Here is a 22,515-nt window from a genome sequence, read left to right on the forward strand (position 1 = left end):
CGATAATGCGCCGCAGCGCTGCGCGGCTCGCATCGGGCAGCGGCGCCGCGCCGAGGCGATCGCCGAGAAACGCGCGCAGCGCATCGAGCGCCTGCTCGCGCTGCGCGGCCCGCGCGACGTCGAGCGCGACGATGTTGCTCGTGCCCTCCCAGATCGAGCCCAGATGCGCATCGCGCACGACGCGCGCGTCGCTCCATTCCTCGATGTAGCCGGTGCCGCCGCGCACTTCCATCGCATCGCCCGTCACGCGCCGCGCATCGCGGCACGCGCGGAACTTGATCAGCGGCGTCAGGATCCGCACGCAGCGCGCGGCCTGCTCGTCGCCCGCATCGGCCTGCGGCAGCAGCAACGCGATCTGCATGAACATCGCGCGGGCGGCCTCGGCCGGCAGCAACATCTTCAGCAACTGCCGCTGCATCAGCGGCATGTCGATCAGCTTGCGGCCGAACGCCTCGCGATGCGTGGCGACGTGCAGCGCCTCGTTCAGCGCACGCCGCATCAGCCCCGCCGCGCGCACGCCGTTCGACAGCCGCGACAGATTGATCATGTCGGCCATCTGGTGGAAGCCGCGGCCGATCTCGCCGATCAGGAACGCCTGCGCGCCTTCGAGCGTGATCTCGCCGCTCGCCATCGAGCGGCTGCCGAGCTTGTCCTTCAGCCGCACGATCCGGTAGCGGTTGCGCGTGCCGTCCGGCAGCGTCTTCGGCAACAGGAACAGGCCCAGCCCCTTGATGCCGTCCGGCGCACCGTCGGGACGCGCGAGCACCATCGCGAGATCGGCGTCCGCGTTCGAGCAGAACCACTTGTCGCCATGCAGGCGCCACACGGTCTCGCCGTGCGCGTCCGTCTCACGCGTTGCGCGCGTCGTGATGCGGCCGACGTCGGACCCGGCCGCCTGTTCGGTCATGAACATCGCGCCCTGGTACAGCGTGTCGAAATCGCGCGACGCAAGCATCGGCAGGTAGCGCGCGACCAGCGCCGGATCGCCGTGACGGCGCAGCGTGTGCGTCAGCGAATCGGTCATGCTGACCGGGCAGCACAGCCCGAATTCGGCCTGCACGAACAGGAACGTCAGCGCGTACTTGACGAGCGGCGGGACGGATTCGGACCCGTGGCTCAGCGACGCGAGCCCGAGTTCGGCATACGCGACGCGTTCGAGCGCGACATACGCGGGATCCTTGTCGATCCGCTGCACGGCCTCGCCGCGCCGGTTGCGGTGCTCGAGCACGGGCGGGTGCTTGTCCGCGCGCGACGCCCATTCGTCGAGCTCGCCCGACACGCGCGCGCCGAGCGCGTGCAGCCGCGGCGCCAGCCCGGCATAGTGCGCATCGCCGAGATGAAGCTTCAGCAACGCGCCGAGATCGGGATCGACCGTGAAGAAATTGATGCCCCGGCTGTCGGGGATATTGGATGCGCCGGCGTCCGGCGTGCGAGCGGTGTCGTTCATGCGTGCGTCTCCAGGGTTGCCTGCACGTCGGCCGGCGGCGGCGCCGCGGCGCCTCGCCAGTCCCGTGCAAAGCCTTCCGCAGAGCGTAGGCGCGCGATCGATAAGCGTCCAATACAGGATTTATCCGGTACGATAGATATCGCTTATCGATGCCAACGCCGCGAGGGGACACCATGGAACTGAGGCAGTTGCGCTACTTCGTGGCCGTCGCCGAGGAGCTGCATTTCGGGCGTGCGGCAAAGCGCCTGTTCATCTCGCAGCCGGCGCTGAGTTTCGACATCCGCAAGTTCGAGGACGCGCTCGGCGTGCAGTTGTTCTCGCGCACCAACAAGACCGTCGCGCTCACCAACGCGGGCGAGGTGCTGCTCGGCGAAGCGCGCCGGCTGCTGCTGCAGGCGGCCGAGGCCGAACGCCTGACGGTGCGCTCCGCGTCCGGTCTCGCCGGCCGGCTGCGGATCGGCTTCGTTCATTCGATGCTGTATCGCGGGCTGCCCGATGCCGTGCGGCGCTTCGAGGCCGACTATCCCGGTGTCGAGGTCGTGCTGAGCGAAATGAACACGCAGGCGCAGGTGCAGGCGATCCAGCGCGGCCAGATCGATCTCGGCTACGCGCACTGGGGCCACTTCCCGCCCGAGGTCGAATCGACGCCCGTCTATGCGGAACCGTTCGTGTGCTGCCTGCCGGCCGCGCATCCGCTCGCGAAGCGCAAGCAGGTCGCGCTCGCCGCGCTGGCCGCCGAACCGTTCATCCTGTTTCCGCGCGAAGCGGCGCCGCACTATCACGACCTGATCATCGCGCAATGCGTGAACGCCGGCTTCAGCCCGCTGATCCGCCACGAGGCACGGCTGTGGCAGACGATCCTGTCGATGATCGAGTTCGGGATGGGGATCGCGCTCGTGCCGCGCGTGCTGCAGCAGGTGAAGAGCGACCGGCTCGCGTTCCGGCCGCTGAAGGATGCGTCGCTCGAATCGCGCACGCTCGCACTGAAGCGCAGCGGCACGGCCGAACCGGTTGCGCTGCGTTTCGCCGACTACGTGCGTGCATCGATCGACGCACTGCCCGCGCTCGCGGGCTGAGTGCACGGCCCGACCGCTACCTCACGACTTCGCGTCGGGCTGGAGTACCGGCTGCGCGCGCCGATACCACACCGCGTACACGACCGACAGCGCAACCAGGAACGGAATGCCGAAGATCAGCGTCATGTGGAATTCGGCCGTGAAGTAGGTCGTCACCATCACCGCGAGCATCAGGCCCGCGCCGAGCAGCGTCAGCAGCGGAAAGCCGCGCATCCGGAACGCGGGCGCCGGCAGGCCGAGCGCCGCCCGGCGACGCCGGAAGCAGTAGTGCGTGACGAAGATCATCATCCACGTGAACAGCGCGCCGAACATCGACACCGCCATCATGATCGTGAACGACGCGTCCGGATACAGCACGCTCAGCACGGTCGCCAGCGCGATGCCGAGCGTCGACAGCATCAGCGCGCCGAACGGCACGCCGCGTGCGTTCACTTCCCCGAGCGCCTTCGGTGCATGACCCGCGCGCGACAGGCTGAACATCATCCGCGTCGTGATGTAGAGCTGGCTGTTCATCGCGGACAGCGCGGCGATCAGCACGACGAAGTTGATCAGCCCGGCCGCGCCCGGCAGGTGGATCGCCTCCATCACCTTCACGAACGGGCTTTCGTCGCGCCCCGCCGCCGTCCACGGCACGATCGCAAGCATCAGCGCGAGCGTGACGAGGTAGAACAGCACGAGCCGCACGATCGTCGAGCGGAACGCACGCGTGACCGCGCGCTCGGGATCCTCGGCTTCACCGGCCGCGACCGCGATCATCTCGATGCTCAGGTAGCTGAAGATCGACACGATCACCGCGACCCACGTGCCCCACGCCCCCTTCGGAAAGAAACCGCCGTGATCCGTGTAATGGTGGAATCCCGCGCGTGCCGCACCGTCGCCGACCAGCCCCGGATTGCCGAACACGACATAGGCGCCGAGCACGATGAAGCCGACGATCGCCGCGATCTTCACGACCGAGAAGCCGTACTCGACCGCGCCGAACACGTCGACGCTGCGCGCGTTGACGAACACCAGCAGCGCGGAGAACCCGACGATCCACAGCCAGCCCGGCACGCCCGGGAACCAGTACTTCATGTACAGCGCGATCGCAGTGACTTCGGTGCCGACCGCGAGCACGATGCACGCCCAGTATGCGTAGCGCACGAGGAATCCGGCCCACGGGCTCACGTAATGTTCGGCATAGGCGCCGAACGACCCGGAGGTCGGGTGCGCGACCGTCATCTCCGCGAGACAGCCCATCAGCAGCAGCGAGATGAACGCGCCGATCGCGTAGCTGACGAGCACGCTCGGGCCCGCGAAGCCGATCGCGAAGCCGCTGCCGAGAAAGAGACCGGTGCCGATGGCGCCGCCGATCGCGATCATCGCCATCTGCCGTGCGGAAAGCGTGCGGCGCAGCCCTTGCTCGCGCGCCGCGATATGCTGGAATTGCCCTTCTGGTTGCATCGAGTGACCTCGTTCGAAAGCGATTGTCCGGTCGGAACGTCAACGGCGCGCGGGCCGGCGCCGGACCGGCCGGCCGCCGCGCGCCGCGTGCTCAGAACATATGGCGCAGGCCGGCCGCAACGCCCGTCTGGTTGCCGCGTCCGGGCATTTCCGTGAACGCGCCGCCCGTCACGCGGTTGTAGTCGACCGTCGCGTAGACCTGCGTGGCCTTCGACAAAGCGTACTCGGCCTCGAGCACGCCCGTATAGCGCTTGCCGCCGTTACCGGCGACGCCGTTGACGTTGCGGATGTCGTCGTAATACACGACGCCCGTCACCGACACGGCCGGCGTGACCTTGACGCTCGCGCCCGTATAGAAGATCGCGTCGCGGCGCGGGTTGTCCGCGAACGCACCGTAGGTCACGTCGCGGCCCGGCGCGTTCAGCAGCTGCTGGTCGAGCATGCCCGTGCGGTCGATACCGCCGAGATAGCCCGCGTACAGCGTCGCCGCGCCAAACGCGTAGCGTGCGCCCGCGCCCCACGCCTGCTGCGCGCGGCTCGTCAGGTCGCGCACCTGCTGGTACGTCGCGCCGACCATCAGCCCGCCCTGCGTGTACGACACGTGCGTGCCCCAGTACGCATTCGCGCCGAGGCTGCCCGCGACGCCGCCGAAGCCGTAGCTCGCGCCGACGTTCAGACCGCCGAACGTGCCGTCGTAGCTGACGACGTTGCTCGCACGCCCTTGCGTGAGGAAATACGGCCACATGTTGGCCGTGTAGTTGCCGACCGTCAGCGGATCGAGATCGCCGAACAGGTTGAACGCCTCGGTCGCCTGGCGGCCGAGCCTCACGGTACCCCAGTCGCTCGCGAGGCCGACATACGCGTAGCGGCCGAACAGCGCGCCGTCGAGCTGCCCGTTCTGCGGCTCGAAGCCGCTCTCCAGCTGGAAGATCGCCTTCAGCCCGCCGCCGAGCGCCTCACTGCCCTTCAGCCCCCAGCGGCTGTTCGTGATCGCGCCGTTGGTCATCTGCACGCTCGCATCGTTCGACGCGTCGGCATGCGTCGTATAGCGAATGCTCTGGTCGACGATCCCGTACAGCGTCACGCTGCTCTGCGCCATCGCGCCGCTCGCGGCAAGCGCACCCGCCACCATTGGCAGTGCGAATCGATGGATTGTCCTCATGTTCTCCTCCAGTCCTGTTCTCGTTTATCGATGATTGTGTGACTGCACACCGCGCAATGCGGTGTTCCTGCTAGATGCGTGCCGCGGGCAGCGCGACGTACGCGACGAGTTCGACGCGCATCGCCGGATGCGCGAAACCCTGCACGCCGACGCACGTCCGGTTCGGATACGGCTCGCGGAAGTGGCGCCGGTATTCGGCATCGAATTCGGGCATCGCCTTCACGTCGGACAGGTAGACGAGCACCTGTGCGACGTCGTCCATCGTCGCGCCGGCTGCCGCGACGGCCTTCGCGAGATTCGCGAGCGTGATGCGCGCCTGTTCGGCCATCGTGTCGCCGGCAATCGCACCGGACGCGTCGACCGGCCCGTGCCCCGTGAACATCAACCCGCCCGCGCGGGTCGCCCACGAGAACGGTTGTGCGAGCTGCGGCAGGTCGACCGGGATCGTTTCAGCCATCGTGTCCTCCTTCGGATCGGGTCGGGAAATTCAGGCGGCCTGCCGCGACGCGCCGCCGAGCACCTCGGCGATCGCGTTCGCGACGTGGTCGACGTTCGCATCGTTCAGGCCCGCGATGCACATGCGCCCCGAGCGCAGCAGATAGACGCCATGCGACGCACGCAACCGGTCGACGTCGGTCGCGGCCATGCCCGTGTAGCTGAACATCCCGCGCTGCGTGACGAGTGCGTCGAACGCGCGGTCCGGCAGCCGCGCGTCGAGCCGGGCCTTCAGTTCGCCGCGCATCCGCTTGATGCGCGTGCGCACCTGCGCGACCTCGCCTTCCCAACGCACGCGCAGCGCGTCGTCGTTCAGCACGGTCGACACGAGTTGCGCGCCGAACAGCGGCGGGCTCGAATAGGTGCGGCGCACGCCGGCCTGCAACTGGCTCAGCACCGTCGCGGCCTCGCCCGCGTTCGCGCAGACGACCGACAGCCCGCCGACGCGCTCGCCGTACAGCGAGAAGTTCTTCGAGAACGAATTGCCGACGATCGCGGGCAGCCCGGCCTCGACGATCGCGCGCACGGCCCACGCGTCGTCGGCGAGACCGTCGCCGAACCCCTGGTACGCCATGTCGAGGAACGGAATCAGTCCGCGCCGCACGAGCACGTCGATCACCGCGCGCCATGCGTCGCGACCGAGGTCGAGCCCCGTCGGGTTGTGGCAGCACGGCTGCAGCAGCACGACGCTGCGCGCCGGCAACGCATCGAGCGTGGCAAGCATCGCGTCGACGCGGATGTCGTTGCGCAATGCGTCGTAGTACGGATACGTGTGCACGTCGAGGCCGGCGGCCGAGAAGATCACGCGGTGGTTGTCCCACGTCGGGTCGCTGATCCAGATCGCGCTGTCGGGGAAATAGCGCTTCACGAATTCCGCACCGAGCCGAATCGCGCCCGATCCGCCGAGCGTCTGCAGCGTCGCGATGCGCCCTTCCGCGAGCGCCGCGCAGTCGTCGCCGAACACGAGGCGCTGCACGCCCTGCCGGTACGCGGCGAGCCCTTCCATCGGCAGATACGTGTGCGGCGCACCGGCATCGCGAAGCTGCGCGGCCGCGATGCGCGTGCTGTCGAGAACCGGAATCCGGCCCGCGTCGTCGTAGTAGAGGCCGATGCTCAGGTTGACCTTGTGCGGATGCGCATCCTGCTGGAATGCCTGGAACAGCGACAGGATCGGATCGCCCGGGTAGGCGGGAACGTGTTGGTACATGGCGGAATGACGGTAAAGGTTGAAGGCGGCGGACCAACCGGCGGCACCACGTTGCGTCGGGATGAGCGGCCGGGACATGGGGCGCATGTTATCGAGGACGAAATAGAATGAGCTTCACTTTTCGATGACGAACCGATCCGATTGCAGTAGAGTCTGCGGATCTCATCTCAAAATTCACCGGATTCTGCGAAATGACTCTGGATCGAACCGACATGCGGATCCTCCGGCACCTCGAACGGGACGGACGCATCAGCAATCAGGACCTCGCGAACGCGGTCGCGCTGTCGCCGTCGGCATGCCTGCGGCGCGTGAAGCTGCTGGAGGAACGCGGCGCCATTGCTGGGTATCGCTGCACGATCGAGCCGAAGAAGGTCGGTGTCGCGTTCGAGGCGCTCGTGCATGTGTCGATGCGGCCGGACGTACCCGAGTGGCACGACCGGTTCGTGGAGGCGATCCAGCAGTGGCCGGAGGTCATCGCGGCGCAGATCGTCACGGGCGGGTCGAACTACGTGCTGACGGTTCGCGCGCGCGATCTCGATCACTATTCGGATTTCGTGATCAACCGGCTGCACCGCGCCGCGGGCGTGATGTCGATCAACTCGAGCATCGTGCTCGCGACGCTCAAGCGCGACGGGTCGATCCTCGATCTCGTCGAGCCGTCGACGACCGGCTGACCGGTCGTTGCGCGGGTCTGAAAAATATTTGCAGAAAGTGCTTTACAGACCCCAAAACTCCTGACATAATCTTTTCTTCTTTGGGCGGTTAGCTCAGCGGTAGAGCACTGCCTTCACACGGCAGGGGTCACTGGTTCGATCCCAGTACCGCCCACCAAAGAATTCAAGGCAGAAATGCCGGAAATAAAGGGTTTACGCAGAAATGCGTAAACCCTTTTTTCTTTTCCACGCCCCTCTTTCAGCAGCGTCGCGGGACAGTTCGAGTCCCGCGTCGCGCTACGCTTCCCAGCGCCCGCGCTCCATCGCCTCTTCCATCATGCCGAGTGTCAGCGACCGGCCGCCCAGCGTCTCGCGTGCGGAGGGGCTGAACGGGGACTTCACGACTGTCGCGAGGAAGGCGCCGATGCCGAGTTTCGCTGACGGATAGTAATAGTGGATGTCGAACGCAGACAGGTCGACCCCGAACGTCTCGGCCCATCGCCTGACGAGCGCTTCGATGTGGTCGGGCTCCATGTCCAGATCGTGATAGAGGTCCGTGTCTCGCGTCAGTTCGAGCCGACCGACGAGCGGCTTGCCCGCATCAGCAGCAACGAACGCTTCGAGGCGCTTCCACGCATCAGCCATACAAACGGTCCTCGGGCTTCACCATGCTGTTGTAGGTCGTGACGGAGCGATACGAGATCATCGTGACGTCGGACGCCAGGATTATCCAGCCCACGCCCGGAATTGCGCGGCCGACAAACGCTCCGATATTCCGAGTGAACTTGATGCGCAGCAGGATCAGGCTCGTGAACGAGGTCACAGTTGGAAGGATGCGCTGTTTAAGCTCGTACGGCAGCATGCGGCGAGAGACGATCGAAGCAATCGAAGTGCCCTTCACCGCGCCGCCGAACTTACCGCGCGTCGGAACAAACCGCTGCCCCGACAGGACCATTGCGATTCCGACCGCGTCATCTATGCCTAGCTCCTTGCCCGTCTCGTCGATGAAGATCAGGAAGAAGAGTTCTTCACGGGTTAGGCCCTCATGAATCCCGTATTTGTACGTATTCGCCATCTCTCAGAATTATGTTTGTTGGTGATCGCGAGAGGTTATCGTGAAGACCCCGCGCAGACAATGGGCTCGCTATGCACCGGCGCTCATCTTTGCGCGGCAGCGAACAATGCGCTGCGCCACCGGCATACCCCGATCAGCCTGCTTGAGTGCGGCCACGATCTGCTCCACCGAGTATTGCTTGCGCTTCATCGCCAACCTCCCGCTCCTATTGGAAAAATTGCCTCCAAAACACTAACGCATATTTGTATCCAGAATTTCTAGGGCAGATCAACCGGCTGATACCGGTCGGGCCTTTTCGTTTTGGCGTCGCGCTTGTCTCTCGGCGCGCACGCAATGCCGCGCCGGCTTACTGCGCGCGCCCCACCCGCACCGCCGTCGCATCGAACGCGCGCTTCGCCTTGTCGACGATCTCGTCGACCTCCGCTTCGCGAATCACCAGCGGCGGCGACAGCAGCATCCGGTCGCCGGTCGCGCGCATGATCAGGTTGCCGTTGAAGCAGAAGTCGCGGCAGATCGTGCCGATATCGACATTCGCGCCGAACCGCTCGCGCCGGTCCCGATCACGCGCAAGCTGCACGCCCGCGACCAGCCCCGCTCCCGCAATCTCCCCGACGATCGGATGAGCGCCCAGCGCATCGCGCAGCCGGCGCTGGAAGTACGGCCCGATGTCGTTCTTCACGCGCTCGACGATCCCTTCGTCGCGCAGCAGCTTCAGGTTCGCGACCGCGACGGCCGCCGCGACCGGGTGGCCCGAGTACGTGAGGCCGTGATTGAATTCTCCGTTGTCGATAATCGGTCGCGCGACGCGCTCGTGAATGCCGACCGCACCCATCGGCACGTAGCCCGACGTGAGGCCCTTCGCCATCGTGATCAGGTCCGGCTCGAAACCGAAGTGCTGGTGCGCGAACCATTCGCCGGTGCGGCCGAAGCCGCCGATCACTTCGTCGGCGACCAGCAGGATGTCGTACTTGCGGCAGATCCGCTGGATTTCCGGCCAGTACGTCGACGGCGGGAAGATCACGCCGCCCGCACCCTGGAACGGCTCGCCGATGAATGCGGCGACGTTCTCCGCGCCGAGTTCGAGGATCTTCGCTTCGAGCTGCTGCGCGCGGGCCAGGCCGAACGCTTCCGGCGTTTCGCCGGCCGCCGCTTCGCCGAAGAAATACGGCTGGTCGATGTGTACGATGTTCTCGACCTTCGATGGCATCTGCTCGTGCATGTAGCCCATCCCGCCGAGCGTGCCACCGGCGATCGTCGAGCCGTGATAGCCGTTCTTGCGCGAGATCACGAACTTCTTCTGCGGCTGGCCCTGCACGCGCCAGTACTGGTGCACGAGGCGCAGCACGGTGTCGTTGCCTTCCGAGCCGCTGTTGCAATAGAAGAAGTGGTTGAAGCCCTTCGGCGTGACTTCCGCGAGCATCGCGGAGAGTTCGATCACCGGCGGATGCGTGGTCTTGAAGAACGTGTTGTAGAACGGCAGTTCCTGGAGCTGGCGATACGCGGCGTCGGCAAGTGCCTTGCAGCCGTAGCCGACGTTCACGCACCAGAGGCCGGCCATCCCGTCGATGATCTTGTTACCGTCCGAGTCCCACAGGTAGACGCCATCAGCCTTCACGATCACGCGGCTGCCCGCGCGGTTCAGCGCGCCCATGTCGGAGAACGGGTGGATGTGGTGTGCGGCGTCGAGCGCGCGGTAATCCACGGTCGAATGCGGTGAGAAGGCTTCGTTTCGATCGGTCATGTTTCCTCCGGATAACAGTGCCGCACGCTCACACGTGCAGCAGCAGATGCCTGCGTTCCCACGAGCTGATCACGCGGAAGAACGCTTCGTATTCGGTGTCCTTCAGCGCCAGGTAGGCTTTCACGAACTTGTCGCCGAGAATGCCGGCCAGCGGCGTGCAGGCCGCCATCAGCGAGATGCCCTCCTCGAGATTGCGCGGCAGTTGATACGGCAGCTTGTAGCCGTCCGACGCGATCGGCTCGGTCGGTGCAAGCTGTTGCGTCAAGCCGAGATAGCCGGCGGCGAGCGTCGCCGCGAACGCGAGGTATGGATTGCAGTCGACGCCCGGAATCCGGTTTTCGATGCGGCGCGCCGACGGGCCCGACTGCGGAATACGGAAGCCGACCGTACGGTTGTCGTAGCCCCACTGCACGTTGATCGGCGCGGCCATGAAGCGCGACAGGCGGCGATACGAGTTGATGTACGGCGCGAAGATCGGCATCAGCGCGGGCGTGTACTTCTGCAGCCCCGCGAGATAGCTGTGGAACATCGGCGACACGGCGCCGTCTTCGTCGGAGAACAGGTTGCGCCCCGTGCGCGCGTCGGCCAGGCTCTGGTGGATGTGCATCGCGGAGCCCGGCTCGTCCTGCATCGGCTTCGCCATGAAGGTCGCGTACATGTTGTGGCGCAGCGCCGCCTCGCGCACCGTGCGCTTGAACAGGAACACCTGGTCGGCGAGCGACAGCGCATCGCCGTGCACGAAGTTGATCTCCATCTGCGCGGCGCCGACCTCATGGATCAGCGTCTCGATATCGAGCCCCTGCATCTCGCAGTATTCGTAGATGTCCTCGAACAGCGAATCGAACTCGTTCACGGCTTCGATCGAATACGACTGCCGGCCCGTCTCCGCGCGCCCGGTGCGGCCGACCGGCGGACGCAGCGGCAGGTCCGGATCGGCGTTCATGTCGACGAGATAGAACTCGAGCTCGGGTGCGACGACCGGCTGCCAGCCTTTCGCCTTGTACAGATCGAGCACGCGTCGCAGCACGTAGCGCGGCGAGATCTCGACCGGCGAGCCGTCGAAGTGCACGCAGTCGTGGATCACCTGCGCGGTCGGATCGACGGCCCACGGAATCAGGCAGATCGTCGACGGATCGGGCACGCACACCATGTCGGGATCGGTCACGCCGGTCAGCGTACCGTCCTCCGGATAGTCGCCGGTGACGGTCTGCACCATCACGGCCTGCGGCAAGCGCATCGATTCGCCGGATTCGAACTTGTTGCGCGGAATGATCTTGCCGCGCGCGATGCCGGCCATGTCGGGAATGATCGCCTCGACCTCGGTGATGCGGTGCTGTCGCAGGAATTCGCTCAGTTCGGGTTCCATGATCGGCCTCTATCAGTCGACGTCGGATGCGGCCGGCGACGGCATCGCGCCACCGGTTGCATGAATGCGATGCGTCATGCGCGCGCGGCACGCCGCGCCGAATGCCGCGAAGATGTCGCGCGACAGCGGCTGTTCCGCGTAGCGCCATTCGGGGTGCCACTGCACGCCGAGCGCGAACGCGCGCGCGCCGCGCACGCTGACGGCCTCGACCAGTCCGTCAGGCGCACTGGCTTCGACGACGAGCCCCGCGCCGAGTTGCGCAATGCCCTGGTCGTGCAGCGAATTGACCGTCGCCTCCTGCGCACCACGCGCGACCCGCTGCAGCAGGCCGCCCGGCGCGAACTGCACGACGTGCGCCGGGCCGTACTGCCGTTCAAGCGGATCGGCCGGCCGCTCGCGATGATCGTCGAAGCCGGTCGTCGCGTGCAGCCGCTGGTGCAGCGTGCCGCCGTACGCGACGTTCAACTCCTGCATGCCGCGACAGATCGCGAGCACGGGCACGCCCGCTTCGATCGCCGCGCGGATCAGCGGCAGCGCGGTCGCGTCGCGCGCGGGATCGTGCAGCGTGTCGGGCGCGCTCGCGGCGCCGCCGTAGTGATGCGGCTCGACGTTCGAATAACTGCCGGTCAGCAGCAACCCGTCGACCGCCGCGACGATCGCGTCGGCCGGCTGGCGCGCGCCGAGCGCGGGCAGCACGAATGCAAGCGCGCCGGCGCCATCGACGAGCGCGGCCAGGTACTTCTCCCCCGCCGTGTGGTTCGGATGCGCACCGCGCAGGATGCGGTCGGCGGTAACGGCTACGATCGGGCGCGGGCGCATGGGTATCTCTCCGGTAATCGCGCGCGACTCGTTCGCACGCGGGACGATGAGGGTTCGTGCCGGCGCCGCACGCGTGCACCGCGACGCGGCGCATGCTCACACGCGATCCTGCCGCGCGGACGATGCGGCAACAGGCGGTGCGACCCGGAACGGAAGCGGAAAAGGACGCTAGGGCAACAACGATGCGCTGCCGTCGCACTGCACCGCGCTGAACACGTGCGCGGTCACGAGATTGAAGCGGCGCAGGCCGCGATGGGAAATGGCGAAGAAGCGAGGCTCGCGTAAAAAGGCGGCACGCGTGCCGCGATCAGCATGCCGGATCGGCCCGGCCTGAGGCGGCGCGCCCGCCGACGGACTTCGCGTCCGGCGTATCGAAGGGCTGGCGGCTTTCACGATCGTACTCGACTGACTGATGAATGCAGGACACGTGTCGCGATGAAGCGCATGCGGCAATGCCGCGCGGCGACACGTCGGCAAGGTGTCTCGCAGTGCATGCCGGCGCGGTGCGGCCACGATCGATGGCCCCGCCGCCGGTGCGCGCGTGACGACTTCCTGACATTCAGCTTATATCACCTAAAAATTGCGTCAAATTTTCAGGTGCCGATGAAGGCATCGATCAGACGAAAAAAACGGCATCGATCTCGTGGATCGATGCCGTGTTGTGCATTGCATCGGTGCGGCGCGTGACGTGCCGGCGGGGTGCGACCCACCTGCTCCACCGCGCTGCCGCATCCGTGCGGCCCGGGCTCAACGATGCGCGAGCGCGGTTTCGACGAGCGTCTGCAATAGCGGCACAATCCGCGCCGCGCGCGTTTCGTCATACGCGTAAGGACGCGTCTCTTCCATGTAGGTGATCTGCGAGAGCTCGAGCTGCACGGCCTCGACGCCGGTATCGGGCACGCCATAGTGACGCGTGATGTAACCGCCCTTGAAGCGCCCGTTCGCGACCGCCGTATAGCCGCCGTGTTCGAGCACGCGTGCGGCCAGCGCCTCTGCGAGACCCGGTGCGGCACTCGCGCCGCTCGACGTCCCGAAGTTGAAGTCCGGCAGGCGGCCGTCGAAGAAGCGCGGCACGTGCGAGCGGATCGAGTGCGCTTCCCACACGAGCACGCGGCCGTGCTCGTGCTTCAGGCGCGCGACTTCGCTTTGCAGCGCGTCGTGATACGGCAGCCAGTAGCGATCGCGGCGACGCATGATCTCGTCGTTGCCGGGCAGTGCGTTCGCCGGATACAACGGCGCCTTGTCGAACGTATCGACCGGCACGAGTCCCGTCGTGTCCTGCCCCGGGTACAGGTTCTCGTTGTCGGGCGGACGGTTCAGGTCGACGACGTAACGCGCGTGCGACGGCACGAGGACCGATGCGCCGAGGTCGGCCGCGAATCCGTACAGCCGTTCGAGATGCCAGTCGCAATCGTCGACGAAACGCGCATCGTCCGTCATCGTCGCGGCGATGTCGTCGGGGATGTGCGTGCCTGCGTGCGGAATCGAGATCAGCAGCGGCAGCGTGCCCTGCTTCAGCGTGAATACAGCCGGTTGTTCAGTCATGTCGCATCACCGTTGGAGGTCTGCCGGCGCACGCATGCGGCGTGCGCCGGTTGCGCGCGTCAGCGCAGCAGTTGCGCCAGCGCGGCGCGGTAGTCGGCATACGCGACGGCTTCGTCGCGATGGCGGCGGCCGCTCACGACGCGCTCGCCGCCCGTGTAGACGTCGAGCACCGGCGTCTCGCCATGCTCCGCGAACACGATACCCGACATCCACGACGTGCTGTCGTGTTCGGCGATCGCCGGATGATCGGGATCGAGCACGAGCCAGTCGGCGCGGCAGCCTTCGCGCAGCGCACCGACACGCCGCCCGCTGGCCTGCGCGCCGCCTGCGAGCGACGCATCGAACAGGCGATCGGCGACATGTGCCTGCGTGTCGCTCGCCAGCACGTTGCGCGCGCGGTGCACGAGCCGTTGCCCGTATTCCAGCAAGCGCAACTCCGAGCGCCAGTCGACCGACGCGTGGCTGTCCGAGCCGACGCCGATCACGCCGCCCTGCGCAAGATAGTCGACGGCCGGGAACACGCCGTCGCCGAGGTTCGCTTCGGTCGTCAGGCACAGGCCGGCAACCGCACGACGCTTCGCGAGGGCAGCCGTTTCGGCTGCGTCGACGTGCGTCGCGTGCACGAGACACCAGCGCGCATCGACGTCGAAGCGATCGAGCAGCCATTGCACCGGGCGCGCGCCGTAGGCACGCACGCAGTCGTCGACTTCGGCCGTTTGTTCGGCGATATGGATATGCACGGGCGCATCGTCGGGCAGCCCGTCGAGCAGCGCGCGCAAGCCGTTCTCGGATACCGCCCGCAGCGAGTGCGGTGCAACGCCGTAGCGCAGCCCGCCGTGCTCCGGCGCCGTGCGACGCATCGCGTCGAGCAGTTCGAGCAGACCATCGGGCGTGTTGATGAACCGGCGCTGGTCGTCGCGCGGCGGCTTGTTACCGAAGCCGGCGAACTGGTACGACACGGGCAGCATCGTGATGCCGATGCCGGCCGCGCGCGCGGCGTCGATCACACGCGTGCCGAGTTCCGCGATCTGCGGATAACGCGAGCCGTCCTGCGTGTGGTGCACGTAGTGGAATTCACACACCGACGTGTAGCCGCACTTGAGCATCTCGACATACAGCCAGCGTGCGATCGCCGCGAGCGCGTCGGGCGTGATCTTCAGCGCGAAGCGGTACATCAGGTCGCGCCAGCTCCAGAAGCTGTCGGACGGGTTCGCGCGGTATTCGGTGAGCCCCGCCATCGCGCGCTGGAATGCGTGCGAATGCAGGTTCGGCATGCCGGGCAGCACCGGCCCTGCCGCACGCGCGACGCCCGCGGGTGCGTCGGTGTCGGGCGTCACGCCGGTCAGCGTGCCGGCCGCGTCCCAGCGCAGCAACACATTGCGGCGCCAGCCGTCGGGCAGGTACGCATGGTCCGCGAACAACAGGGTGTCGGTCATTCTGATTCCTTGTCGAGCGGCCGGATCACGCGCTAACGTGCCCGGCCCGCTGCAAAACTATCCATTCATCCGGCGAAACACGGTCGTGCCGCCGCGTACGACCTGCTCGCACAGCGGCCGGCCGATCCAGTAGGCGAGCTCCGCCAGCGAGCCGACCGACCAGGCGGCGAAGTCGGCCTGGCGGCCGACCTCGAGCGCGCCGTGGCGATCCGCGCGGCCGAGCGCCGCGGCCGCATGGCGCGTGACGCCCTGCAGCACTTCGGGCACCGTCATGCGGAACAGCGTGCAGCCCATGTTCAACGTCAGCAGCAGCGATTCGAGCGGCGACGTGCCGGGGTTGTGATCGGTCGCGAGCGCGATCGGCACGCCGTGCTTGCGCAGCAGTTCGATCGGCGGCAGTTGCGTCTCGCGGATGAAGTAGTACGCGCCGGGCAGCAGCACGGCAACCGTACCGGCCGCCTTCATCGCCTCGATGCCGGCTTCGTCGAGAAATTCGAGGTGATCGGCGGACAGTGCGCGGTAGCGCGCGGCGAGCGCCGTGCCGCCCGCGTTCGACAGTTGCTCCGCATGCAGCTTCACGGGCAGCCCGCGCCGCGTCGCGGCTTCGAACACGCGCTCGGTCTGCGCGAGCGAAAAGCCGATGCGTTCGCAGAACACGTCGACCGCGTCGACGAGCCCTTCGTCGGCCAGCGCCGGCAGCATCCGGTCGCACACTTCGTCGATATACGCATCCGCGCGGCCCGCGTATTCGGGCGGCAGCGCATGCGCGCCGAGGAAGGTCGTGTAGACGCTGACCGGGAAGCGTTCGCCGAGCTGGCGCGCGACGCGCAACATCTTGCGTTCGCTCGCGAGGTCGAGCCCGTAGCCCGACTTGATCTCGATCGCGGTCACGCCTTCGGCGAGCAGCGGCTGCAGGCGTGCGGCGGCCTGCACGAACAGCGTCGTCTCGTCGGCCGCGCGGGTCGCGCGCACCGTCGACACGATCCCGCCGCCCTGCCGCGCGATTTCCTCGTAGCTGACGCCCGCGAGACGCTGCGCGAATTCGTCGGCACGCGTGCCGCCGTACACGAGGTGCGTATGGCAGTCGACGAGGCCCGGCGTCACCCACGCGCCGTGCAGATCCTCGCGTTGCCAGTGGGCATAACCGTGCGGCAGCGCGGACATCGCGCCGAGCCAGACGATCGTGCCGGTTTCGTCGACGGCGATCGCCGCGTCGTCGATCGTCTCGTCAGGATGGCCGTGCGGACACAGCCTCAGGTGATGCCAGACAGTCGATTTCATGCGTTCAGTCTCGTTCGCCGATGGCGAGCGACACGGCGAGCAACGCGCCGCTACCGCTCACGACGACGTCAAACGCACGCCGCGGCCCGTCGAGCCGCAGCGTGTCCATTTCTTCCAGTGTGTAGCGTGCGCCGTCGATTTCAACGGCAACCTCGCCGGCCGCGCAATACAGCAGCACGGTATCGGCATGCTCGATGCGGTGCGCGCCTGCGCGCCATACGTCGAGCGCCCCGCGCGCAGCCGAACGGCGCGTCATCAGGTTGAAGTCGCGCGTCGCGCCGTCGTGCAGCGTCGCGTCGATCGCCGCCTCGCCCGCAAAATCCGCGCGGGCCAGCGGTACATCGAGCACGTGGCGTGCGCCGCCTTCCTCGGCGAGCGTCATGCCCGCGCCGGACAGCAGCACGAGCGTGCGGTCGATTCCGTCGAAACGCGAGAACGGCCCGGCCGTGCCGACGTCCGCGACGCTCACGCGCCACGCGAACGCGTCGAGCGCAGCGCCCGGCGGGAACGCGCCGATTTCGCGCGTCACGCCACCGCCGTTCTTCCATGGCGACGCGACGAGATCCGCTGCGCGGATCATCGTCGCGTTCACCGGCGCCTGGTGGAGCGCCGTCATGCTCAGCGGCCGAGCATCGGCAGCTTCAGGCCGGCTTCGCGGGCCGTCTGCTGCGCGAGTTCGTAGCCGGCATCCGCATGGCGCATCACGCCCGTCGCCGGATCGTTCAGCAGCACGCGGCCGAGACGCTCATGCGCTTCGGCGGTACCGTCGGCGACGATCACGACGCCCGAGTGCTGCGAGAAGCCCATGCCGACGCCGCCGCCATGGTGCAGCGACACCCACGATGCGCCGCCTGCGGTGTTCAGCAGTGCGTTCAGGAGCGGCCAGTCGCTGACTGCGTCCGAACCGTCCTTCATCGATTCCGTCTCGCGGTTCGGGCTGGCGACCGAACCGGTGTCGAGGTGGTCGCGGCCGATCACGATCGGGGCCTTCAGTTCGCCGTTCTTGACCATCTCGTTGAACGCCTGGCCGAGGCGATAGCGATCCTTCACGCCAACCCAGCAAATACGTGCCGGCAGGCCCTGGAACGCGATGCGCTCACGCGCCATGTCGAGCCAGTTGTGCAGATGCGGATCGTCGGGGATCAGCTCCTTCACCTTCTGGTCGGTCTTGTAGATGTCTTCCGGATCGCCCGACAGCGCGACCCAACGGAACGGGCCCTTGCCTTCGCAGAACAGCGGGCGGATATACGCCGGCACGAAGCCCGGGAAGTCGAATGCGTTCTCGACGCCCATTTCCAGTGCCATCTGGCGGATGTTGTTGCCGTAGTCGAGCGTCGCCGCGCCGCGTTCCTGCAGCGCCAGCATCGCGCGCACCTGGACGGCCATCGACTGCTTCGCGACCTTCACGATGCTCTGCGGATCGACCTTCTGCGCTTCGCGCCATTGCGCGACGGTCCAGCCTTGCGGCAGGTAGCCGTTGATCGGGTCGTGTGCGCTCGTCTGGTCGGTCACGCAATCCGGCGTGATGCCGCGCGTGACGAGTTCGGCGAACACGTCGGCCGCGTTGCCGAGCAGGCCGATCGACACCGGCTTGCCGTCGCGCTTCGCTTCCTCGATCATGCCGAGCGCTTCGTCGAGCGTCGTCGCCTTCTTGTCGACGTAACGCGTCTTCAGGCGGAAGTCGATGCGCGTCTCGTCGCATTCGACCGCGATCATCGAGAAGCCGGCCATCGTCGCGGCCAGCGGCTGCGCGCCACCCATGCCGCCCAGGCCGCCCGTCAGGATCCAGCGGCCCGACGGATCGCCGTTGAAGTGCTGGTTCGCGACCGAGAAGAACGTTTCATAGGTACCCTGAACGATGCCCTGGCTGCCGATGTAGATCCAGCTGCCGGCCGTCATCTGGCCGTACATCATCAGGCCCTTGCGGTCGAGCTCGTGGAAGTGATCCCAGTTTGCCCAGTGCGGCACGAGGTTCGAGTTCGCGAGCAACACGCGCGGCGCATCCTTGTGCGTGCGGAACACACCGACCGGCTTGCCCGACTGGATCAGCAGCGTCTCGTTCTCTTCGAGATCCTTCAGCGATGCGAGGATCTGGTCGTAGCATTCCCAGTTGCGCGCCGCGCGGCCGATGCCGCCGTACACGACGAGCGCATGCGGATGCTCGGCGACTTCCGGGTCGAGGTTGTTCTGGATCATCCGGTAGGCCGCTTCGGCCAGCCAGGTCTTGCAGACTTTCTCGTTGCCGCGCGGCGCGCGGATCGTGCGCGTCGGATCGAGACGGGGATCGATGTGTTTCGGATGGTTCATGACGACTGCTCCCGAAGGAAAATGACTATCAAATAGGAATCAGAAATGCCCGGTGAAGCGGTATCGGCTGCCGGGATGCCACAGATTCGCCACCGAGGCGACGACGCCCTGCGACCAGGTGCGTCGATGTAAAACCAGACACGGCTCGACGTCGTCCATCCGCAGCTGCTCGCGCCGCTCCGGCGCCGGGGCCGCCGCTTCGATCCGGTACTCGACGCGCTGCAGCGGAGCCGCGCGCATCAGGTACAGGTTCGGCGTCGTGTTCGTGAAATCCTGCTCGGCGTAATCCGGCGCGACCGCCGGATTCACCCATCGTTCTTCGAGCTGCACGGGCTCGTCATTCTCGAAGTGCAGCACCTGCGAATGAAACAGCTTCGTGCGCACGGCCACCTGCATCTCGTCGGCGATCGCCTCGTCGGCGCGGATCGTGTCGAGGCCGAGCACGCTGGCGTGATACGCATGCCCGCGTGCGCCGACTTCTTCCGAGATGCTGCGAATCGCCACCAGCGTCGATTCGTACTTCGGCCGCGCGACGTAGGTGCCCGCGCCCTTCATGCGCGTGAGCACCTGCTCGGCCGTCAACTCGCGCAACGCGCGGTTGACGGTCATGCGCGCCACCTTGAATTCGCGCGCCAGCTCGTTCTCGGACGGCACCTGGTCGCCCTCCTCCCACTCGCCTGCGTGGATGCGGGCCAGGATGAAGTCCTTGATCTCCTGGTAGACCGGCGCGCTCATGGGCTTACTGTTCCGATGCGAACGAGAACGGCGCAACCTTCGCGAACGCACGCTCGCCGACCAGCTTCGCGATCACGGCGATGTCCGGTGCGAAGTAGTGGTCGAGTTCGTAGTGCGCGACCTTGCCGCGGATCGTTTCCATCACGGGCGCCAGCTTCGGGCTCGTGTGGTACGGCGCGCGCAGGTCGACGCCTTGCGCGGCAGCCAGCAGTTCGATGGCGAGGATGTGCTTCGTGTTGTCCGCGATGTCGGCGAGCTTGCGCGCGGCGAACGTCGCCATCGACACGTGGTCTTCCTGGTTAGCCGAAGTCGGCAGCGAGTCGACCGATGCCGGGTGCGCGAGCGTCTTGTTTTCCGATGCGAGCGCGGCAGCCGTCACGTGCGCGATCATGAAGCCCGAGTTCACGCCGCCGTCCCTCACGAGGAACGGGGGCAGGCCCGACAGCGTCGCGTCGATCAGCAGTGCGATGCGGCGTTCGGCCAGTGCGCCGATTTCCGATGCGGCCAGCGCGAGGTTGTCGGCAGCGAACGCGACGGGCTCGGCGTGGAAGTTGCCGCCCGACAGCACTTCGCCGGTATCCGGGAAAATCAGCGGGTTGTCCGACACGGCGTTCGCTTCGACCAGCAGCACGTCGGCTGCATGGCGCATCTGGTCCAGACACGCGCCCATCACCTGCGGCTGGCAGCGCAGGCTGTACGGATCCTGCACCTTGTCGCAATCGCGGTGCGACTGGTTGATCGGCGAGCCTTCGAGCAGGTCGCGATACGACGCCGCTGCGTCGATCTGGCCTTGATGGCCGCGCAGTTCATGAATGCGTGCGTCGAACGGCTTCACCGAACCGGCAGCCGCGTCGACCGACAGCGCGCCCGCGACGAGCGCGGTGCGGTACAGGTCTTCGATCGCGAACATGTTGTCGAGCGCCAGCGCGGTCGATGCCTGCGTGCCGTTCAGCAGCGCGAGGCCTTCCTTCGCCTGCAGCGTCAGCGGCGCGAGGCCCGCGACGCGCAGACCGTCGATCGCGCTTGCACGCTCGCCGCGGATGAACACTTCGCCTACGCCCAGCAGCACGGCCGACATGTGCGCGAGCGGCGCGAGGTCGCCCGATGCGCCGACCGAGCCCTTCACCGGGATCAGCGGCAGCACGTCCGCGTTGTACAGCTTGATCAGCGCGTCCATCACTTCGCGACGGATGCCCGAGTGGCCGCGGCCGAGGCTCGACAGCTTCAGCGCCATCAGCAGGCGCACCGACGAGCGCGCCATCGGCTCGCCCACGCCGACCGCATGCGACAGCACGAGGTTCTTCTGCAGCAGTTCGAGCTGGTCGCGCGGGATGTGCGTGCTGGCCAGGCGGCCGAAGCCCGTGTTGATGCCGTAGGCCGGCTCGCCCTTCGCGGCGATGTCGGCGACGGCCTTCGCGCCGGCGTCGATCTTCGCGAAGCTCGCCGGGTCGAGCGTGAGCTGCACCGATTCGCGTGCGATCTGGCGCAGTTGCGGGAGGGTCAGGTGGCCGGGGGTCAACGTAATCATGTGAGCAATCCTGTCTAGACAAGTTCGGAATGGATTGAAGTGTAGCCACGCCAACTTGTCTAGACAACCCGTATTTCACCGATTTCGACTTGGGAGTTTCCCTGATGCCCGGTACGGCCCGCCGGATCGGCCCGTGTGATCCGGCGCTTAACAGTTGTTGCAATTATTTTGTTTTTGGCAACATACGGATCACCATTCGCCACGGAGACCGCCATGTCCTTCCCGTCACGATTCACCGCCCGGTTCGGCCGCCCCCTGCTGTTCGCCGCGTGCGCACTCGCATGCGGCGCGTCGCTCGCCGCGGAGCCGCTGCCGCGCACGCTCGAGAAGATCAGCCAGAGCAACCTGATCTCGATCGGCCATCGCGAAACGTCGGTGCCGTTCTCCTACGTCGATGCGAACGGCAAGGTGATCGGCTTCTCGCAGGACCTGTGCGACCGCGTGATCGCCGCCGTGAAGGCGCGCACCGGCAAGCCCGGCCTGCAGGTGCGCTTCATCCCCGTCACGTCGCAGAACCGCATCCCGCTCGTGCAGAACGGCACCGTCGACCTCGAATGCGGCGTCACCACGAACCTCGCCGCGCGTCACGCGCAGGTCGCGTTCTCGACCACCTTCTTCGTCGCGACGACGCGCCTGCTCACGCGCACGACCTCGGGCATCCGCGACTTCCCAGACCTCGCCGGCAAGACGGTCGTGACGAACCAGGGCACGACGTCCGAACGCCTGCTGCGCAAGATGAACGAGGAAAAGAAGATGAACATGCAGATCATCAGCGCGAAGGATTACGGCGAAGGACGCCTCACGCTCGAATCGGGCCGCGCGGCCGCGTACATGATGGACGACGTGCTGCTCGCGGGCGTGCGCCAGCTCGCCGCGAAGCCGGCCGACTGGCAGATCGTCGGCACGCCGCAATCGTCGGAAGCCTACGGGTTCATGCTGCGCAAGGACGATCCGCAGTTCAAGGCGCTCGTCGACGGCGTGCTCGTGCAGTTGATGAAGCGCGGCGAGATCGACGCGCTCTACGACAAGTGGTTCATGAAGCCGGTGCCGCCGAAGGGGTTGTCGTTCGATTTCGCGATGAGCGACGTGATCAAGGCGCGCTACGCGGCGCCGAACGACGCGCCGCTCGAATGAGCGCCGCGCGCGGATCCCGGCTCACGCACGCGTCCACGCGACGCACGCCGCGTAGCCGGGCACCG

Annotated in this window: 21 protein-coding genes and 1 tRNA gene; 4 read left to right on the top strand and 18 right to left on the bottom strand. The window is 66.8% G+C overall.

The window, feature by feature from the left end:
• Positions 1-1,447: acyl-CoA dehydrogenase family protein (locus G3N61_RS30235; protein WP_205824259.1), on the bottom strand; the 1,447-nt coding region annotated here is incomplete at its 3' end.
• Between the two features lie 173 nt (positions 1,448-1,620).
• Between G3N61_RS30235 and G3N61_RS30240 the strand changes: the two genes are divergently transcribed.
• Complete coding sequence (locus tag G3N61_RS30240; RefSeq protein ID WP_089450900.1) at positions 1,621-2,523, top strand: LysR family transcriptional regulator; 903 nt, start codon at positions 1,621-1,623, stop codon at positions 2,521-2,523.
• Between the two features lie 21 nt (positions 2,524-2,544).
• Here G3N61_RS30240 and G3N61_RS30245 read toward each other — a convergent pair whose 3' ends face one another.
• The 4 genes from G3N61_RS30245 to G3N61_RS30260 all read right to left on the bottom strand — a co-directional run bounded on the left by G3N61_RS30245 (position 2,545) and on the right by G3N61_RS30260 (position 6,830).
• Positions 2,545-3,966 carry an amino acid permease gene (locus tag G3N61_RS30245; RefSeq protein WP_043190428.1) on the bottom strand — a complete coding sequence of 474 codons (1,422 nt, stop codon included), beginning with the start codon at positions 3,964-3,966 and terminating at the stop codon, positions 2,545-2,547.
• A gap of 91 nt (positions 3,967-4,057) precedes the next feature.
• The gene (locus tag G3N61_RS30250) at positions 4,058-5,098 is read right to left on the bottom strand and encodes a porin (RefSeq protein WP_205824269.1); all 1,041 of its coding nucleotides are present in this window, start codon (positions 5,096-5,098) and stop codon (positions 4,058-4,060) included.
• A 100-nt stretch (positions 5,099-5,198) separates the two neighbouring features.
• Complete coding sequence (locus G3N61_RS30255; protein ID WP_043190431.1) at positions 5,199-5,585, bottom strand: RidA family protein; 387 nt, start codon at positions 5,583-5,585, stop codon at positions 5,199-5,201.
• A gap of 30 nt (positions 5,586-5,615) precedes the next feature.
• On the bottom strand, positions 5,616-6,830 hold the full coding sequence (locus G3N61_RS30260; RefSeq protein ID WP_205824260.1) for an amino acid aminotransferase: 1,215 nt from the start codon (positions 6,828-6,830) through the stop codon (positions 5,616-5,618).
• Positions 6,831-7,021: 191 nt separating this feature from the next.
• Between G3N61_RS30260 and G3N61_RS30265 the strand changes: the two genes are divergently transcribed.
• Positions 7,022-7,504 (top strand): Lrp/AsnC family transcriptional regulator, encoded by a 483-nt coding sequence (locus G3N61_RS30265; RefSeq protein ID WP_205824261.1) that lies wholly within the window; start codon positions 7,022-7,024, stop codon positions 7,502-7,504.
• An 82-nt stretch (positions 7,505-7,586) separates the two neighbouring features.
• Positions 7,587-7,661 (top strand) — tRNA-Val (locus G3N61_RS30270).
• 119 nt (positions 7,662-7,780) lie between these two features.
• Here G3N61_RS30270 and G3N61_RS30275 read toward each other — a convergent pair.
• The 13 genes from G3N61_RS30275 to hutH form a co-directional block, all read right to left on the bottom strand.
• Positions 7,781-8,128 (bottom strand): DUF1493 family protein, encoded by a 348-nt coding sequence (locus G3N61_RS30275; RefSeq protein WP_205824262.1) that lies wholly within the window; start codon positions 8,126-8,128, stop codon positions 7,781-7,783.
• Positions 8,121-8,558, bottom strand: coding sequence for an STM2901 family protein (locus tag G3N61_RS30280; protein WP_205824263.1), 438 nt, complete (start codon positions 8,556-8,558; stop codon positions 8,121-8,123). Before G3N61_RS30280 ends, G3N61_RS30275 begins: the two co-directional genes overlap by 8 nt.
• 346 nt (positions 8,559-8,904) lie before the next feature.
• Positions 8,905-10,299 (bottom strand): aspartate aminotransferase family protein, encoded by a 1,395-nt coding sequence (locus tag G3N61_RS30285; RefSeq protein ID WP_205824264.1) that lies wholly within the window; start codon positions 10,297-10,299, stop codon positions 8,905-8,907.
• Between the two features lie 28 nt (positions 10,300-10,327).
• Positions 10,328-11,665 (bottom strand): glutamine synthetase family protein, encoded by a 1,338-nt coding sequence (locus tag G3N61_RS30290; protein WP_205824265.1) that lies wholly within the window; start codon positions 11,663-11,665, stop codon positions 10,328-10,330.
• Positions 11,666-11,677: 12 nt separating this feature from the next.
• Positions 11,678-12,484, bottom strand: a complete 807-nt coding sequence (locus G3N61_RS30295; RefSeq protein ID WP_205824266.1) for a gamma-glutamyl-gamma-aminobutyrate hydrolase family protein — start codon at positions 12,482-12,484, stop codon at positions 11,678-11,680.
• A 168-nt stretch (positions 12,485-12,652) separates the two neighbouring features.
• The gene (locus G3N61_RS30300; RefSeq protein ID WP_080741814.1) at positions 12,653-12,877 is read right to left on the bottom strand and encodes a hypothetical protein; all 225 of its coding nucleotides are present in this window, start codon (positions 12,875-12,877) and stop codon (positions 12,653-12,655) included.
• Between the two features lie 354 nt (positions 12,878-13,231).
• Positions 13,232-14,029 (bottom strand): N-formylglutamate deformylase, encoded by a 798-nt coding sequence (hutG, locus tag G3N61_RS30305; protein WP_205824267.1) that lies wholly within the window; start codon positions 14,027-14,029, stop codon positions 13,232-13,234.
• Between the two features lie 59 nt (positions 14,030-14,088).
• Complete coding sequence (locus G3N61_RS30310) at positions 14,089-15,465, bottom strand: formimidoylglutamate deiminase (RefSeq protein ID WP_043190448.1); 1,377 nt, start codon at positions 15,463-15,465, stop codon at positions 14,089-14,091.
• A 57-nt stretch (positions 15,466-15,522) separates the two neighbouring features.
• Positions 15,523-16,746: an imidazolonepropionase gene (gene hutI, locus G3N61_RS30315; RefSeq protein WP_043190451.1), complete on the bottom strand. Its 1,224-nt coding sequence runs from the start codon at positions 16,744-16,746 to the stop codon at positions 15,523-15,525.
• A gap of 4 nt (positions 16,747-16,750) precedes the next feature.
• Complete coding sequence (locus G3N61_RS30320) at positions 16,751-17,362, bottom strand: HutD family protein (protein WP_043190452.1); 612 nt, start codon at positions 17,360-17,362, stop codon at positions 16,751-16,753.
• 2 nt (positions 17,363-17,364) lie between these two features.
• On the bottom strand, positions 17,365-19,053 hold the full coding sequence (gene hutU / locus G3N61_RS30325; RefSeq protein ID WP_043190455.1) for a urocanate hydratase: 1,689 nt from the start codon (positions 19,051-19,053) through the stop codon (positions 17,365-17,367).
• Between the two features lie 39 nt (positions 19,054-19,092).
• The gene (gene hutC / locus G3N61_RS30330; RefSeq protein WP_043190458.1) at positions 19,093-19,788 is read right to left on the bottom strand and encodes a histidine utilization repressor; all 696 of its coding nucleotides are present in this window, start codon (positions 19,786-19,788) and stop codon (positions 19,093-19,095) included.
• Between the two features lie 4 nt (positions 19,789-19,792).
• Positions 19,793-21,316: a histidine ammonia-lyase gene (gene hutH / locus G3N61_RS30335; protein WP_043190461.1), complete on the bottom strand. Its 1,524-nt coding sequence runs from the start codon at positions 21,314-21,316 to the stop codon at positions 19,793-19,795.
• 213 nt (positions 21,317-21,529) lie between these two features.
• Between hutH and G3N61_RS30340 the strand changes: the two genes are divergently transcribed.
• A complete protein-coding gene (locus tag G3N61_RS30340) occupies positions 21,530-22,450 on the top strand; it encodes a glutamate/aspartate ABC transporter substrate-binding protein (RefSeq protein ID WP_205824268.1) in 921 nt (306 codons plus the stop codon).
• The last annotated feature ends 65 nt before the right edge of the window (positions 22,451-22,515 follow it).

This window comes from Burkholderia sp. Ac-20349, assembly GCF_017104865.1.
Taxonomy (GTDB): Bacteria; Pseudomonadota; Gammaproteobacteria; order Burkholderiales; family Burkholderiaceae; genus Burkholderia; species Burkholderia aenigmatica.